At 45.0% G+C, this 15,545-nt stretch carries 17 protein-coding genes and 1 tRNA gene; 17 read left to right on the plus strand and 1 reads right to left on the minus strand.

Annotation, left to right across the window (positions count from 1 at the left end):
- Positions 1-110: 110 nt before the first annotated feature.
- The 3 genes from ACSSU7_RS01130 to ACSSU7_RS01140 are packed head-to-tail and all read left to right on the plus strand — an operon-like array spanning position 111 to position 3,632.
- Positions 111-1,073 (plus strand): hypothetical protein, encoded by a 963-nt coding sequence (locus tag ACSSU7_RS01130; RefSeq protein WP_492516922.1) that lies wholly within the window; start codon positions 111-113, stop codon positions 1,071-1,073.
- Positions 1,070-2,770 carry a single-stranded-DNA-specific exonuclease RecJ gene (recJ, locus tag ACSSU7_RS01135; protein WP_492516923.1) on the plus strand — a complete coding sequence of 567 codons (1,701 nt, stop codon included), beginning with the start codon at positions 1,070-1,072 and terminating at the stop codon, positions 2,768-2,770. Before ACSSU7_RS01130 ends, recJ begins: the two co-directional genes overlap by 4 nt.
- Before the next feature lie 7 nt (positions 2,771-2,777).
- A complete protein-coding gene (locus tag ACSSU7_RS01140) occupies positions 2,778-3,632 on the plus strand; it encodes an NAD(P)H-hydrate dehydratase (protein ID WP_492516924.1) in 855 nt (284 codons plus the stop codon).
- A gap of 89 nt (positions 3,633-3,721) precedes the next feature.
- Here ACSSU7_RS01140 and pagP read toward each other — a convergent pair whose 3' ends face one another.
- Complete coding sequence (gene pagP, locus ACSSU7_RS01145) at positions 3,722-4,270, minus strand: lipid IV(A) palmitoyltransferase PagP (RefSeq protein WP_492516925.1); 549 nt, start codon at positions 4,268-4,270, stop codon at positions 3,722-3,724.
- 171 nt (positions 4,271-4,441) lie between these two features.
- Between pagP and tpiA the strand changes: the two genes are divergently transcribed.
- From tpiA to nuoK, 14 genes are all read left to right on the plus strand, one after another.
- A complete protein-coding gene (gene tpiA, locus ACSSU7_RS01150) occupies positions 4,442-5,194 on the plus strand; it encodes a triose-phosphate isomerase (RefSeq protein WP_492516926.1) in 753 nt (250 codons plus the stop codon).
- Between the two features lie 72 nt (positions 5,195-5,266).
- On the plus strand, positions 5,267-5,608 hold the full coding sequence (gene secG / locus ACSSU7_RS01155) for a preprotein translocase subunit SecG (protein WP_492516927.1): 342 nt from the start codon (positions 5,267-5,269) through the stop codon (positions 5,606-5,608).
- 19 nt (positions 5,609-5,627) lie between these two features.
- Positions 5,628-5,712, plus strand: a tRNA-Leu gene (locus ACSSU7_RS01160).
- 128 nt (positions 5,713-5,840) lie between these two features.
- Complete coding sequence (locus tag ACSSU7_RS01165; protein WP_029144011.1) at positions 5,841-6,197, plus strand: NADH-quinone oxidoreductase subunit A; 357 nt, start codon at positions 5,841-5,843, stop codon at positions 6,195-6,197.
- Between the two features lie 7 nt (positions 6,198-6,204).
- Positions 6,205-6,681 carry a NuoB/complex I 20 kDa subunit family protein gene (locus ACSSU7_RS01170; RefSeq protein ID WP_015832544.1) on the plus strand — a complete coding sequence of 159 codons (477 nt, stop codon included), beginning with the start codon at positions 6,205-6,207 and terminating at the stop codon, positions 6,679-6,681.
- 32 nt (positions 6,682-6,713) lie between these two features.
- Positions 6,714-7,310 carry an NADH-quinone oxidoreductase subunit C gene (locus tag ACSSU7_RS01175; RefSeq protein ID WP_492516928.1) on the plus strand — a complete coding sequence of 199 codons (597 nt, stop codon included), beginning with the start codon at positions 6,714-6,716 and terminating at the stop codon, positions 7,308-7,310.
- Positions 7,303-8,556, plus strand: a complete 1,254-nt coding sequence (locus ACSSU7_RS01180; RefSeq protein WP_492516929.1) for an NADH-quinone oxidoreductase subunit D — start codon at positions 7,303-7,305, stop codon at positions 8,554-8,556. Before ACSSU7_RS01175 ends, ACSSU7_RS01180 begins: the two co-directional genes overlap by 8 nt.
- 89 nt (positions 8,557-8,645) lie before the next feature.
- On the plus strand, positions 8,646-9,119 hold the full coding sequence (gene nuoE, locus ACSSU7_RS01185) for an NADH-quinone oxidoreductase subunit NuoE (RefSeq protein ID WP_492516930.1): 474 nt from the start codon (positions 8,646-8,648) through the stop codon (positions 9,117-9,119).
- Positions 9,119-10,435, plus strand: coding sequence for an NADH-quinone oxidoreductase subunit NuoF (gene nuoF / locus ACSSU7_RS01190; protein ID WP_492516931.1), 1,317 nt, complete (start codon positions 9,119-9,121; stop codon positions 10,433-10,435). Before nuoE ends, nuoF begins: the two co-directional genes overlap by 1 nt.
- A gap of 24 nt (positions 10,436-10,459) precedes the next feature.
- Positions 10,460-12,895 (plus strand): NADH-quinone oxidoreductase subunit NuoG, encoded by a 2,436-nt coding sequence (gene nuoG, locus ACSSU7_RS01195; RefSeq protein ID WP_492516932.1) that lies wholly within the window; start codon positions 10,460-10,462, stop codon positions 12,893-12,895.
- Positions 12,895-13,923 carry an NADH-quinone oxidoreductase subunit NuoH gene (gene nuoH / locus ACSSU7_RS01200; protein ID WP_019897878.1) on the plus strand — a complete coding sequence of 343 codons (1,029 nt, stop codon included), beginning with the start codon at positions 12,895-12,897 and terminating at the stop codon, positions 13,921-13,923. Before nuoG ends, nuoH begins: the two co-directional genes overlap by 1 nt.
- Before the next feature lie 32 nt (positions 13,924-13,955).
- Complete coding sequence (gene nuoI, locus ACSSU7_RS01205; protein WP_492516933.1) at positions 13,956-14,447, plus strand: NADH-quinone oxidoreductase subunit NuoI; 492 nt, start codon at positions 13,956-13,958, stop codon at positions 14,445-14,447.
- A 124-nt stretch (positions 14,448-14,571) separates the two neighbouring features.
- Positions 14,572-15,240, plus strand: a complete 669-nt coding sequence (locus ACSSU7_RS01210) for an NADH-quinone oxidoreductase subunit J (protein WP_492516934.1) — start codon at positions 14,572-14,574, stop codon at positions 15,238-15,240.
- Positions 15,240-15,545 (plus strand): NADH-quinone oxidoreductase subunit NuoK, encoded by a 306-nt coding sequence (gene nuoK / locus ACSSU7_RS01215; RefSeq protein ID WP_135278285.1) that lies wholly within the window; start codon positions 15,240-15,242, stop codon positions 15,543-15,545. The genes ACSSU7_RS01210 and nuoK overlap by 1 nt, the downstream gene beginning before the upstream one ends.

The following is a 15,545-nucleotide window of genomic DNA, read 5'->3' on the forward strand; positions in this document are numbered from 1 at the left end:
TGATTCAGCCTAGTAGCAGTAAATGCTACTAGGTTTTTTTATGTCATCTACCCCATATCGGGCTGGTTGCAAGTAAAATTAGTGCTTAACTATCAACTGAAAATAACTTAGTGAAGCTTACTATAGACTGTGTATCGACGGGGCAACTGTTTGCAAAGCCTCAAAGTAGCGTGCTGGCGTATTTACTCGCTAAAGCTAGCGTTAGTGAAGAGGATTTGCCGCTGGAAGCATTAGTATGTGCGCAAAGCGGTTTAGAGCTTATGCCAGATTACCCCATTGCTGCTATTGCCGCGGCGGAAGATGGGTTGGATGTAGGTGCGGACTACTGGCTGCGTGCTGACCCTGTGCATTTGGTGCTGCAGCGTGACAGTTTTAGCTTAAGTGAGCCTTGTCCATTACCGGTATCGCGAGCGCATGCGCAAGCGATGATTGCCAGTTTTAATGCGCACTTTGCACAAGATGGTTTAAAGTTTTCTTTAGGTGAGTCTGGTGCATGGTACGTGTCTTTAACGCAACCGCCACAAATTAAAACTGCACTGCCAGCAATAGCGATGGGTAAAAATGTTGCCCACTTTATGCCACTGGGTAGTACAGCAAGCGAATGGGTGGCGTACTTGAATGAAGTTCAGATGCTATTACATGCACATGCTGCTAATACTGAGCGTGAAGGCGCAGGTGAGGTTGCGGTGAATAGCATTTGGCTATCTGGTGGTGGAGTGATGCCTGCAACTGTAAAGCCTGATAGCGATATTGATTGCTTGGTCGGAAACAGCGCTTTTTATAAAGGCTTAGCTAAGCGCTCTGACTTGGCGTATCAAGATATAGCCGCATCATTACAAAGTGTGATGTCGCATGTGGCGGGGCGCACGCATGTACGTTTGCAATTAGCGCAGGATTTACTGCTGGCTGAAGATAGTTTTCAGGCTTTATTAAACGGGCTAAAAAATCGTAGTATCACGCAACTGGTGCTTAACCTAGCCTGCTATGAAAAAACCTTAGTGGCAACAATCAGGCCGCTTGATCTTTATAAGTTCTGGCGAACAACTAAACCTATGAGTGCCTATTTAGTATGACCTCCATCACACAACGTAATGCGCCTGCTGCCATAGTGCAGAGCCTTCAATCATCTGGTATCTCGCCGCTGATGTCTCGTTTGTTATCTGCCCGTGGGGTGTCCGATGTTGCGCAAACTAGTATTAATTTGAGTGCATTGCTGCCGCCGCAGCAGCTTACGCATAACCAGACCATGGCTAAGTTGCTGGCTGAGGCAATTAAAGCCAATAAAAAACTGTTAGTGGTTGGTGACTATGATGCAGATGGCGCCACAGCCACTGCTGTTGCCGTAAAAGGCTTACGTTTATTTGGCGCTAACGTAGATTTTTTGGTGCCTAATCGTTTTGAGTACGGTTACGGCCTCACCCCGGAAATCGTCAAGCTTGCAGCAACGCAAGCGCCAGATGTGATAGTAACGGTAGATAATGGTATCGCCAGTGTCGATGGCGTAGCCGTCGCCAACGAAATGGGTATGCAAGTATTGATTACTGACCACCATTTACCTGGTTCACAAACGCCAGAGGCCGCCTGCATTGTCAACCCTAATCAACACGGCTGTACTTTCCCCAGCAAAAATCTTGCGGGTGTGGGGGTGATGTTCTATTGTTTACTAGGCTTGCGAGCAGAGTTGCGTGATCAAGGCGCTTACCAGTCCAGTACTGAACCAAACTTAACCGAACTCCTGGATTTAGTCGCTTTGGGTACAGTTGCGGATTTGGTGAAGCTGGATGAAAATAACCGCATTTTGGTAGAGCAGGGCTTGCGCAGAATCCGTGCCGGCGCATGTAGTCATGGCGTTGCCGCTTTACTTCAAATTGCGGGGCGCGAGCCAGCAAAAGCCATGGCGCAAGATTTAGGGTTTTATGTGGGACCACGGTTAAATGCAGCTGGTCGATTAGATGATATGACCTTAGGCATTCAATGCTTGTTGGCAGGCACTGAAAAAGATGCAGTCATTCTCGCGCAGCAACTGCATGATTTAAATAAGCAAAGACGCAGTATAGAAGCGGATATGCAAGAGAGCGCAAATGTGTCGCTTGATGATATCGCGATTGCAGATCAATACTCCATTAGTATTTATGAGCCTGATTGGCATCAAGGCGTGATTGGGATTTTAGCGTCCCGCATTAAAGAGCGCCACCATCGCCCAGTCATTGCGTTTGCCGATGGAGGTTCAGGTTTGCTTAAGGGTTCTGGGCGTTCAATTGCCGGCTTGCATCTGCGTGATGCTTTGGATTTACTCAGTAAACATCAGCCTGACTTGATATTGAAGTTTGGCGGTCATGCGATGGCTGCTGGGTTGACAATAAAAGCTGAAGATTTCAATGTATTTAAATTGAGTTTTGAAGCGGTAGTCAGAAGCCTGCTGACCGAGGCGGATTTAGAGGCCGTACTAGAAGTTGACGGTAGCTTAAGCGCGAGTGATATGACCTACGCTATCGCGCAAACGCTAGAAAATCAGGTGTGGGGGCAGGGTTTTCCGCCGCCATTGTTCTATGATGAGTTTGAGGTGGTTAATCAGCGTATATTGGCTGAAAAACATTTGAAACTCAGCTTGAAGGCACTATCTAGCCCGTCGGCAGCTGTGATTGATGCGATTTATTTTAATCAAACCGAGTTTTTAGATACTCAGATTCAAGCGGCCTATCAATTGCAAACTAATAGCTACAACGGTGCGCAAAAAGTACAATTAAATATCAGGCATGTAAACGTTTAATCGCGCTATGCAAATAGACCCACACTTACTTACCAAGCCAATGTTGCAATCCACGCTGCCGGTGCGTGCAGTCGATGCGCATAAAGGCACATCTGGCAGTGTTGCGATTATTGGCGGAGATTGCGGCATGGTCGGCGCGGTATTGCTGGCGACAAGGGCTGCATTACTGTCTGGAGCAGGCAGGGTTTACGCCGCTATGCTTTGTGACACAGCACCTCCGGTGGATTTTCTGCATCCAGAAATCATGATGCGTACGTCAGATGCGATTGCAGCATTGCCGCAGTTAGATGTAGTGGCAATCGGCCCGGGCTTGGGTCAATCAGATAAAGCTATTACCGTACTAACTTTTTGGCTCACGCAGGCATGCCCTTTAGTACTGGATGCGGATGCGTTGAATTTAGTCGCTCAACATCATCATCTTGCTGAGTTGTTGAAAAGTCGGTATGCCCAAACGGTCATCACTCCGCATGTAGGTGAGGCGGCGAGATTAATGGCTATTAGCGCGGCAGATATTCAAAACCAACGTGTTGAAACCGCTATTGCATTGGCACAGTCACTGCAAGTAATTTGCGTGCTTAAAGGTGCGGGTACAGTGATTGCTGAGCAAGATGGTACTTATTTTATTAATAGCACTGGTAATCCAGCGCTAGCTACTGGCGGCACCGGTGATGTGTTGACTGGCGTTATCGCAAGTTTAATCGCGCAGGGCTTGATGCCGACTCATGCAGCTAAGCTTGGCGTTTATGTACATGGCGCGGCGGCGGATTTTCTAGTCGAGCAAGGTATAGGGCCGCTCGGTTTGACTGCGTCAGAGCTGGTAACTGCGGTACGCAGCGCAATTAATCAATTAAGCCAAGATTGATTGGGCAAGGCATTCAAGCCTGTTGCGATAGGGTTATGCTAGGCTGTTGTTTAAGTCAGCAGCGAGAGGTGCGGAAAATGCACCCAGTGCTATTTAAGTTGCCATTTGAGCCAGGTAAATAAAATGTTGCCATTACCTTGCCCGCCAACAATGTAAGTAGATTGCACCGCGAATTGTTTATATTCAATAGAAGCAACAGGTGCAATCACAGGTATTGGCAGGTAGTGATAGTCTTGACGTAAAGTTGCACCTATCGTGTAGCCAGCCCCTAAGCGAAAATCATTATTTGCATGCCACATTTTTTGAAAGGCGTACCCAGCTACAGGCTCCATCTCGTTGTGTGAGTCCGCAAACACCATTCCGTATATGCCATGCCAATCACCATCGATATCGTACCTGTATTTACCAATTCCCAGGCCCCATGGTTGCTCATTGTAGCCATCTATTTTTTCTTTATCATAGAACTGGCGGTTGTGCCATGTGCTGACAGGCACGTATAGCTCATACTCATTGCTGTTCCATGTTTCGGATAACGTGTTTTTAACATCATCCCAAAATCCATTAGATGTCGTGTCAGCAAATGCATGAAAACAAGGTGAAATGACGAGTAGGGCTATAGCTGCAAGTTTTCTTATCATGATTAATCATACTATTATTCTTGCCTAAATCCCATCATCTAAAATTAAGTTACAATGCTGCACGGTCGTTGCGAATTAAATAACGGTGATAAAGTCACCCTTAAACTCGCCGGCCTAAAGTACGTAAGCCATATACTTTTAGTTTAAAACTCAAGAAAAATTAGGGGTAGCATGCCTAGAAAAATAGTAGTTGCCAATTGGAAAATGCATGGCAACTTAGCAACGAATCAACAGCTTCTGCAAGCTTATATTGATCGATTAAATACACTCAAAAATGTTGAAGTGATTGTCTGTGTCCCATATCCGTACCTTGCGCAAACGCAAAGTCTTTTGCAAAACACCCCCATCGCATGGGGTGCCCAAAATCTAAGTAAAGACGTAGTCGGTGCGTTTACTGGTGAAGTAAGTGCAAGCATGTTGAGAGACTTTGGCGCTACCCACGTCATTATTGGACACTCAGAGCGCGCAACCGCTTATTGCGAGTCTGATGAAAATATTGCCGCTAAATTTATGCAAGCCAAAGCACATGGCTTGGTGCCAATACTATGTGTAGGTGAAACCCTAATCGAACGTGAAGCTGGCGTGATGGAAATGGTGGTTGCAAAGCAGATTGATACCATTATTAACCTATACGGTGCGGATGTGTTTGCTGGCACGGTTGTTTCTTACGAACCTATTTGGGCAATTGGCACCGGCTTGGCAGCTACGCCAGATCAGGCACAGAGTATGCACGAGTTTATTCGGCATAGGATTGCAAGCCATAACCAAGAGGCGGCAGCCAGCTTGAAAATCCTTTATGGGGGGAGCGTAAATCCACAAAATGCGGTACAATTATTTAATATGCAGGATATAGATGGTGGCTTAATTGGTAGATGCTCATTAAGCGCACAAGAATTTGAAGGGATTTGCCAGGCGGCATCTTAGGTTTTGTACCAGTCAACGCGTTGATTTGGTAAGGTTTGAGTCTGAGTGTTGCGGTGGTGTATAAGGTAAAAAATGGAAAATATAGTATTAGTAATTCATGTGTTGGCGGCTTCTGGTGTAATTGGCTTGGTGTTGTTGCAGCATGGTAAAGGCGCTGATATGGGCGCATCTTTCGGTAGCGGCGCATCTGGTAGTTTGTTCGGTGTGTCTGGCTCGTCTAATTTTATGAGTCGCGCAACGGCGGGCTTTGTATTCGTATTTTTTGTTACCAGCTTAACTTTGGCTTACTTGTCTAGTCATAAAGCTAGTAGCGGTAGTGTGGTTAAAGCAATGTCAACTCAGGCGGTTGACGCTGCTAAACCTGTTTCAGCTGCTACAGCTGAAACAACCAATACAGAGGCTGTGCCAAAATAATCATGTAGTTTAAGCATGTGCCGTCGTGGTGGAATTGGTAGACACGCTATCTTGAGGGGGTAGTGACGAAAGTCGTGAGAGTTCGAGTCTCTCCGTCGGCACCATTTAGCAGTTTTGATTTTTTGGTTGAAAGTAGTGAATATCTAGTCTCAAAGTTGGTTGGTTCTGCCGGCAATAGTGCTTTGCTTTTAATTGTTGCAAATTCTTTAGTAATTTAGTCTGGGGTTTGTTAGTGCTAGAAAATTATTTTCCAATATTGTTGTTCATTCTTGTGGGTTTGGCAGTTGGTGTTGGCCCGCTAATCCTATCTAAACTAGTCTCCCCAAGCAGACCTGACTCTGCAAAAAACTCCCCGTATGAATGTGGCTTTGAAGCCTTCGAAGATGCACGTATGAAATTTGACGTGCGCTACTACCTTGTTGCTATCCTGTTTATTTTGTTCGATTTGGAAATTGCATTTCTATTCCCGTGGGCTGTTGTGTTGCAGGAAATAGGCTTGTTTGGTTTCCTTGCTATGATGGTTTTTTTAGGCGTGCTTGTGATTGGCTTCATCTACGAGTGGATGAAGGGCGCATTGGAATGGGATTAATTGAATCATGAGTCTTGAAGGTGTTTTAGAAAAAGGGTTTGTCACCACTACACTGGATACGGTGATTAACTATACCCGTACCGGTTCGTTATGGCCGATGACTTTTGGTTTGGCTTGCTGTGCGGTTGAGATGATGCATGCAGGCGCCTCACGTTACGACCTTGACCGTTTTGGTATCGTATTCCGTCCTAGTCCACGACAATCTGATGTGATGATTGTGGCTGGGACTTTAGTCAATAAAATGGCACCAGCATTGCGTAAAGTGTATGACCAAATGGCTGAGCCGCGCTGGGTTATCTCCATGGGTTCGTGTGCTAACGGTGGTGGTTATTATCATTACTCTTATGCGGTTGTGCGCGGGTGTGATCGTATTGTTCCTGTTGATGTCTATGTGCCAGGTTGTCCGCCTACAGCAGAGGCGTTGTTGTACGGCATTATTCAGTTGCAAAATAAAATTAAACGTACAAACACTATCGCCCGTTAAGTTAATGGGTCTGTTAAATTAAGAACAAAATTATGTCAGCTAAATTAGATCAGCTATTAGCCAGTTTGCAGACGGTACTTGGTGAGAAAGTTACCAAGCAAACGGTTGCTCTTGGTGAAGTTACTATCGAGTGCCGTGCCGAAGATTATCTCGCTGTTTGTCAGTTGTTGCGTGATGATGCTACTTTAAAATTTGAGCAATTAATTGATCTGTGTGGCGTAGATTATCAAGAGTACGGTGAAGGTAGTTACGATGGCTTGCGTTATGCGGTAGTTTGTCATTTTCTTTCTGTTTCGTTGAATCATCGCGTGCGTCTGAGAGTTTTTGCTAAAGATGAAGACTTCCCAATCTTGCCTACTTTAGTAAATGTTTGGTCTGTGGCTAACTGGTTTGAGCGCGAGGCGTTTGACCTGTATGGCATTATGTTTGAAAACCACCCAGACTTGCGTCGATTGTTGACTGACTATGGTTTTGTTGGTCACCCGTTCCGTAAAGATTTCCCTATGATAGGTAACGTCGAAATGCGTTATGACCCTGAGCAGCAACGTGTAATCTACCAGCCGGTTTCTATTGAGTTGCGCAATAACGTGCCACGCGTGATTCGTAATGAAGGAGCGCACCGTGGCTGAAATTAGAAATTACACCATGAACTTTGGCCCGCAGCACCCGGCAGCGCACGGTGTGTTGCGATTGGTGTTGGAGTTGGATGGTGAAGTGATTCAACGTGCTGACCCGCATATTGGCTTGTTGCACCGTGGCACTGAAAAGTTAGCTGAAAACCGTACTTATTTACAAAGCGTACCGTACATGGATAGGTTGGATTACGTGTCCATGATGTCCAATGAGCATGCTTATGTCATGGCTATTGAGAAGATGTTGGGGCTTGAAGTCCCTGTGCGCGCGCAATATATTCGTGTGATGTTCGATGAGATTACTCGTGTGCTCAATCACTTGTTGTGGTTGGGTGCCCATGCGCTGGACGTAGGTGCAATGACGGTGTTCTTGTACGCGTTCCGTGAGCGTGAAGATTTGTTTGATGTGTATGAGGCGGTTTCTGGCGCGCGTATGCACGCTGCTTACTATCGTCCAGGTGGTGTTTATCGCGACTTGCCGAACTCAATGCCGCAATACCAAGTGTCATCCATGCGCAATGCTAAAACAGTTAAAGCGCAAAACGAGAACCGCCAAGGTTCGCTTTTAGATTTTATTGAAGACTTCACCAACCGTTTCCCGACTTATATCGATGAGTATGAAACATTGTTGACGGATAACCGTATCTGGAAGCAACGTACCGTTGGCATTGGTGTGGTAACCCCAGAGCGTGCTTTAGCACTTGGTATGACTGGCCCAATGTTACGCGGCTCAGGTATTGAGTGGGACTTGCGTAAGAAGCAGCCTTATGAAGTGTATGCAGATTTAGATTTTGATATTCCAGTAGGCGTTAATGGCGATTGTTACGATCGTTACTTGGTGCGTATGGAGGAGTTCAGGCAATCTAACCGCATCATCAAGCAGTGTGTGGATTGGTTACGTAAAAATCCAGGCCCTGTGATTACATCAGATAATAAAGTGGCGCCTCCGAACCGTGAAGGTATGAAAACCAACATGGAAGACTTGATTCACCACTTCAAACTTTTCACAGAAGGTTTTCATGTGCCAGCTGGTGAGGCGTATGCAGCGGTTGAGCATCCTAAAGGTGAGTTCGGTATCTATATGGTGTCAGATGGTGCCAATAAGCCATATCGTTTGAAAATCCGAGCACCGGGGTTCCCGCATTTAGCGGCCTTAGATGAAATGACTAGAGGTCATATGATTGCTGACTTAGTGGCCATTATCGGTACCCAAGATATCGTTTTCGGGGAAATCGACCGATGAACGTAGTCTGTAACATTTCTTCGTTGTTATTAGCATTTTCGTCATTGCCATGTGCGCTGTTGCGCTGCATGGAGTAGGAATCAATTAGTATGTTAAGCCCAGAAGCAACCACAAAAATAGATTATGAGTTGACCAAATATCCTGCTGATCAACGGCAGGCTGCGGTGATGAGTGCGTTACGTATCGTGCAAACTGAACGTGGCTGGTTGTCAAAAGAAAGTATTACAGAGGTGGCGCAATATTTAGGCATGCCTGAAATTGCAGCAATGGAAGTGGCAACTTTTTACAATATGTATGATTTGTCGCCAGTGGGTAAATATAAGGTAACCATCTGTACTAATATTTCATGCATGCTGCGCGGTTCCGATGAAATCGTCAGTCACTTGCAGGGCAAGCTTGGCGTAGGCTTTAATGAAGTGACAGCAGACGGTAAGTTTTGTTTAAAAGAGGGTGAATGCATGGGCTGTTGTGGTGGTGCGCCCTTAATGCACGTCAATAACACTGAAATGCACGAGTTCTTAACCACAGATAAAGTGGATGCAATTATAGAGGGGCTTAAATAATGGTCGCTTCTAGCAAACCGGTTGTGAAAACAGATTTGGCTGGACAAACTTTAGTTACGCTACGTACGTTGACTGAGGAAAATCCAGCGTCATTAGAAACCTACCTGAAGTTGGGTGGTTATGCCGCACTAAAACGTGTGGTCTCTGAAAAAGTTAAGCCTACCGATATTATTACTGAGGTAAAAACTTCAGGTCTACGTGGTCGCGGCGGCGCTGGCTTTCCTACTGGTCTTAAATGGAGTTTCATGCCGCGCTATTTTGATGGCGTGAAATATCTGGTTTGTAATACAGACGAGGGCGAACCTGGTACTTTTAAAGACCGAGACATCATTCGTTACAATCCGCATCAATTGATTGAAGGTATGGCAATTGCAGCTTATACCTTAGGTGCACGTGTAGGCTATAACTATATCCATGGCGAAATCTGGCAGGATTATGAAATTTTTGAGGCTGCGTTGCATGAGGCAAAAGCGGCTGGTTATCTAGGCGAAAATCTATTCGGTACAAATTTCAGTTTTGATTTGTATGCAGTACACGGCTATGGAGCTTATATTTGCGGTGAAGAAACTGCACTGATTGAGTCCATTGAAGGCAAAAAAGGCCAGCCACGCTTTAAACCACCATTTCCAGCAAGTTATGGTGTGTTTGGTAAACCCACCAATGTAAATAATACAGAAAGCTACACCAGCATCCCTTGGATTATGCAAAATGGCGGTCAGGCATTTGCTGATTTAGGTGTTGCAAATTCTGGCGGTACCAAATTGTTTTCTATCTCTGGTCATGTAGAAAAACCAGGTAATTACGAAGTTAACATGGGCATGCCATTTACCGAGTTATTAGCTTTGGCTGGCGGTATTTGGAAAGGCCGCCAATTGAAGGCGGTGATTCCTGGTGGACCATCTACTGCGGTAATGCCTGCATCAGCAATTTTAGGCGCGACCATGGATTACGATGGTTTAAGCAAAGCTAGATCTAGCTTAGGTGCTGGCTCCATGATTGTGATGGATGATACAACTTGCATGGTGAAAACATTACATCGTTTGGCTTATTTCTTCTATGAGGAAAGCTGTGGTCAATGTACGCCTTGCCGTGAAGGTACGGGTTGGGTTTATCGTGTGATTGACCGTATTGTTAAAGGTCAGGGCAAAATGGAAGATTTAGATTTGCTCACGGATGTAAGTAACAATATTGCAGGTCGTACGATATGTGCGCTTGGCGAGGCGGCGGCAACCCCAGTATTAAGTTTTATTAAGCACTTCAGGCCTGAGTTTGAATACTATATTCAACACGGCAAGAGCATGGTTGACGGTAAATAACTGTAAAGACGGTAAAAATACATAATGTTGAATATTGAAATAGATGGTAAATCGATAGAAGTCGAGCACGGCAGCACCATTATTGATGCGGCTGATAAGGTCGGTATTGCGATTCCACGTTTTTGCTACCACCCTAAATTGTCGGTGGCAGCAAACTGTCGCATGTGTTTGGTGCAGGTAGAGAAATTTAACAAGCCATTACCAGCGTGTGCAACGCCAGTTGCCGACGGTATGAAGATATTCACACGCTCAAAAGCTGCGATCGAAGCGCAGCAAAGCGTGATGGAGTTTTTACTTATTAATCACCCGTTAGATTGCCCAATTTGCGATCAAGGCGGCGAGTGCGATTTACAGGACGTTGCTGTGGCTTACGGTGTGAGCGGCTCTCGCTACACTGAAGAAAAACGTGTGGTATTTAACAAAAACATTGGCCCATTAGTCAGCACCGACATGACGCGTTGTATTCAATGTACGCGTTGTGTGCGCTTCTTAAAAGAAGTAGGCGGCATGCAAGAGTTGGGCATGATTGGTCGTGGCGAGCATGCTGAAATTACTGCCTATGTAGATAAGAGTGTTAACTCAGAATTGTCTGGCAATATTATTGACTTGTGCCCAGTTGGCGCATTAACAAGCAAACCGTTCAGATACTCAGCACGTAGCTGGGAGTTAACCCGTAGACCAAGTATTGCTGCGCATGATAGCTTGGGCTCGCATATCGAAGTGCATGTAAAAGACAATAAAGTCATGCGTGTATTACCGCGTGAAAAAGAAAGCATCAACGAGTGCTGGTTGTCCGACCGTGATCGCTTCTCATACGAAGGCCTTAATAGTCCTGACCGCCTTAAAGTGCCAATGATTAAGCACAATGGTGCTTGGGTGGAAACAGATTGGAAAACTGCACTTGAATTCGCTGCAGGTCAGTTGAAAGACATCACTAACGAACACGGCGGTGAGGCTTTAGGTGTGCTTGTCTCTCCAAACAGCACGATGGAAGAGGGTTACCTAGCTAAAAAATTGGCAAATGGTTTAAACAGCGGCAACGTTGATTATCGTTTACGTCAAACTGACTTTAGACTAGATGGTAAGCGTTTAGGCACGCCATGGATGGGTTGCAATATCCATGAAATTGAAGAATTAGACCGTATTATTGTGATTGGCTCTAATTTACGCAATGAACATCCGCTATTGGCGCAGCGCTTCCGTAGGGCGGTAGCGAATGGTGCAGAGTTGTCTGTGGTGAGTCCATTAGATAATGATCCGTTGATGGATATTGCGCATAAAGTGATTGTGCGACCAAACGACATGGTGAATGTGCTGGGGCAAATATTAAAAGCGATGTCTGGCTTGCAACGTTTGTCACTATGCCTACCACCATCACTCACTGCGCTATTGGATGATATTAAAGTACGCCCAAACACACAGGCAATTGCAGAGAGTTTGGCTGGTCAAGGTAAAGACTATGATTTAATCGCGCCAAAAGTTGGTATTTTCTTGGGTAACATGGCATTAAGTGACCCACGTTTTACAGAAATGTACAGCTTGGCAGAGGCCATTGGCGGCATTTCTGGTGCTAAAGGCGGCATATTGCCAGCCGCAGCAAATAGCACTGGTATGCATATGATGGGCGTAATGCCATCTAGCACTGGCATGCATGCACGTGCGATGCTTGAAGTGCCACGTAAAGCTTATTTGTTATTGAATATTGAGCCTGAACTTGATTGTCAGCACGCCGCATTAGCAAAAGCCGCGATGGAAAAAGCTGAGTGTGTGGTTGCATTGACTGCTTATAAATCACAAGCATTAGATAATGCTGATATTTTATTACCTATCACGCCGTTCACAGAAACATCAGGCACTTTCATGAGTATGGAAGGCCGTGTACAGAGTTTTGCCGCAGCGGTGAGACCTCTAGGTGAAGCCCGTCCAGCTTGGAAAGTGTTGCGTGTATTAGCGAATACGCTAGGTTTAGCTGGGTTTGATTTTGAATCTAGCGAGCAAGTTAAAGATGCGATTTTTGCAGGCGAGAAACCATCTGCTGTGGTTTGGCGTAGCCTGAATAACAACTTGAGAGAACTCGTTGAGATTCAAGTGAATATCAAACATGATGGTCTACAACGTATTGGTGAAGTGCCGCAATACGAGTCTGACCCGATTGTAAGACGCTCACCACCATTACAAAAAACCAAATATAACATCAAACCAATGGCACGTATGTGCGGCCGCCAGTTAGCAGCTTTAGACTTGGTTGAAGGTGACCATGTATTGGTGAAACAAGATAAGGGTAGTGCTGTATTAACCGTACGTTTGGATGATCATGTAGCGATGGGTTGTGTACGTGTGGCAGCTGCGCACGAGGCGACGGTTGGCCTTGGTGATTTGATGGGCGATATCACGATTGAAAAGCTATCTCTACAGCAGTTACAAGATATTAATAAAAACATTACGGAAGTGCGTGCCTAATGGAATGGTTATCAAATCTATTCGGTAGTTACTGGCCAGCAGTTGAAATCACTGGCTGGACTTTGATTAAAATTGTTGCAATTGTATTGCCGTTGATGGGCGCTGTGGCCTACCTTACTTTAGCCGAGCGAAAAGTAATCGGTTATATGCAAGTGCGTATTGGGCCTAACCGCGTTGGTTACTTTGGCTTATTGCAGCCGCTAGCAGATGGTATCAAGCTACTATTTAAAGAGGTGATTTTACCTACCGCTTCCAATAAAGCCTTATTTTTACTAGGGCCAGTATTGGCAATTGCTCCCGCATTTGCAGCTTGGGCTGTTGTGCCGTTTGATTTGAATATGGTACTCGCGGATGTAGATGCAGGCTTGCTGTATATTCTTGCCATGACTTCTGTGGCGGTATATGGCGTTATTATCGCGGGTTGGGCATCTAACTCTAAATATGCATTTTTGGGTAGCTTGCGTTCAGCCGCACAAATCGTTTCATACGAAATTGCGATGGGTTTTGCACTGGTAGGCGTGTTGATGTGTGCTAATAGTTTAAACCTAGGCAAAATTGTTTTAGGACAAGAGGGCGGTTTCTGGCATTGGTACTTTATCCCATTGTTCCCTTTGTTTATTGTTTACTTTATTAGTGCAGTTGCTGAAACTAACCGCGCACCGTTTGACGTAGCCGAGGGTGAGTCTGAAATTGTTGCGGGTTTCCACGTTGAGTACTCAGGTATGGCGTTTGCTGTATTCTTCTTGGCTGAATATGCAAACATGATTCTAGTGTCAATGCTGGCAGCGTTGATGTTCTTGGGCGGCTGGTTATCGCCTGTACCGTTTATTCCAGATAGTTTCTTATGGTTGCTGGCTAAAGTTGGCTTCCTTTTATTCTTATTCTTATGGTTTAGGGCAACCTTTCCGCGCTATCGCTATGACCAGATTATGCGTTTAGGCTGGAAAGTGTTTATTCCAATTACTATTGTGTGGATCGTGTTTGTAGGTGGCATGATGCAAACTCCTTGGGCTCATTTGTTTCACTAGTGTTAGTGATTAGGCTTTGAATAAATTAAATTATGATTAAATCGATTAAACAAACATTAGGCAGCTTAATGTTATGGGAGTTGCTAAAGGGTATGGCACTTACAGGCCGTTACTTTTTTGCACCTAAAATTACGGTTCAATACCCAGAGGAAAGCACCCCTCAATCAAATCGATTCCGTGGTTTGCATGCATTGCGTCGTTACCCAAATGGTGAAGAGCGTTGTATCGCATGTAAGTTGTGTGAGGCAGTGTGTCCCGCACTTGCTATCACGATTGAGTCTGAGCAGCGTGAAGATAATACGCGTCGTACCACGCGTTACGATATTGACCTAACTAAATGTATATTCTGCGGTTTGTGTGAAGAATCATGCCCTGTGGACTCTATTGTAGAGACACGCGTGTTTGATTACCACGGTGAGCAGCGTGGTGACTTACTATATACCAAAGAGATGCTATTAGCGGTAGGCGATAAGCACGAAAAACAAATTGCTGCTGATCGAGCGCAAGATAAGCAATATAGATAGTAAGCAGTTTAGATAACAAACTATTTAGTTAAACAATAATAAGTTTAAGCATCTGGTGCTAATTATTAATAGTAAAGCCTTCATACATCGTTTAAGTACTTTTAACAGATAACCATTTAAAAATATGACATTTTTTGGCTTGCATTTTCAAGACATCGTTTTTTATACGCTCGCAATCATCCTGCTGATTGCAGGATTACGTGTGATTACCACGCGTAATCCTGTTTATGCGGCACTGTACCTTGTATTGGCGTTCTTTACGGCGGCAGGCATCTGGCTACTGCTAGAGGCCGAGTTCCTAGCTATCGCGCTGGTGTTGGTGTACGTGGGTGCGGTGATGGTGCTGTTCTTGTTTGTGGTGATGATGCTGGATATCAATCTAGATAAATTGCGTGAAGGTTTCTGGAAAGCCTTGCCGGTGGCCTTGCCTGTTGGTGGCTTGATGGCAGTAGAAATGGTAATGATTGTAGGCGCACGTAATTTTGGTACTGATGTGGTTGCTGCACCCGCTGCTCATCCTGCTGATTACAGCAATACGGCTGAGCTAGGTCGCGTGTTATATACCGATTACCTACTGCCCTTTGAATTGGCGTCAGTTGTTTTGCTAGTGGCGATTGTGGCGGCTATTGCACTGACCTTACGTGATCGTAAAGACAGCAAGTCTATGGATCCTGCTAAACAAGTGCTGGTTAAAAAAGCAGACCGACTAAGAATTGTAAAAATGGATGCTGTCGTGGAAAAAAATGATGTGGTCGATGCGTCAGCGCAGGCTGATGATAAAGGGGCTAAATAATGGTCGGTTTATCTCATTATCTGATTTTAGGCTCATTGCTGTTTGCGATTAGCGTGGTTGGTATTTTTCTAAATCGTAAAAATGTCATTATTTTATTGATGGCGATTGAGTTAATGTTGTTGGCCGTTAACCTTAACTTTATTGCTTTCTCACATTATCTGAATGATATTGCAGGGCAAGTTTTTGTGTTTTTCATTTTAACGGTAGCTGCTGCAGAGTCTGCTATCGGTTTAGCGATATTGGTGGTGCTATTCAGAAATTTACGCACCATCAACGTTGACGATTTAGACAGTTTGAAAGGCTAA

The sequence above is a fragment of the Methylotenera sp. E1MeOHC1 genome (genome assembly GCF_058745595.1).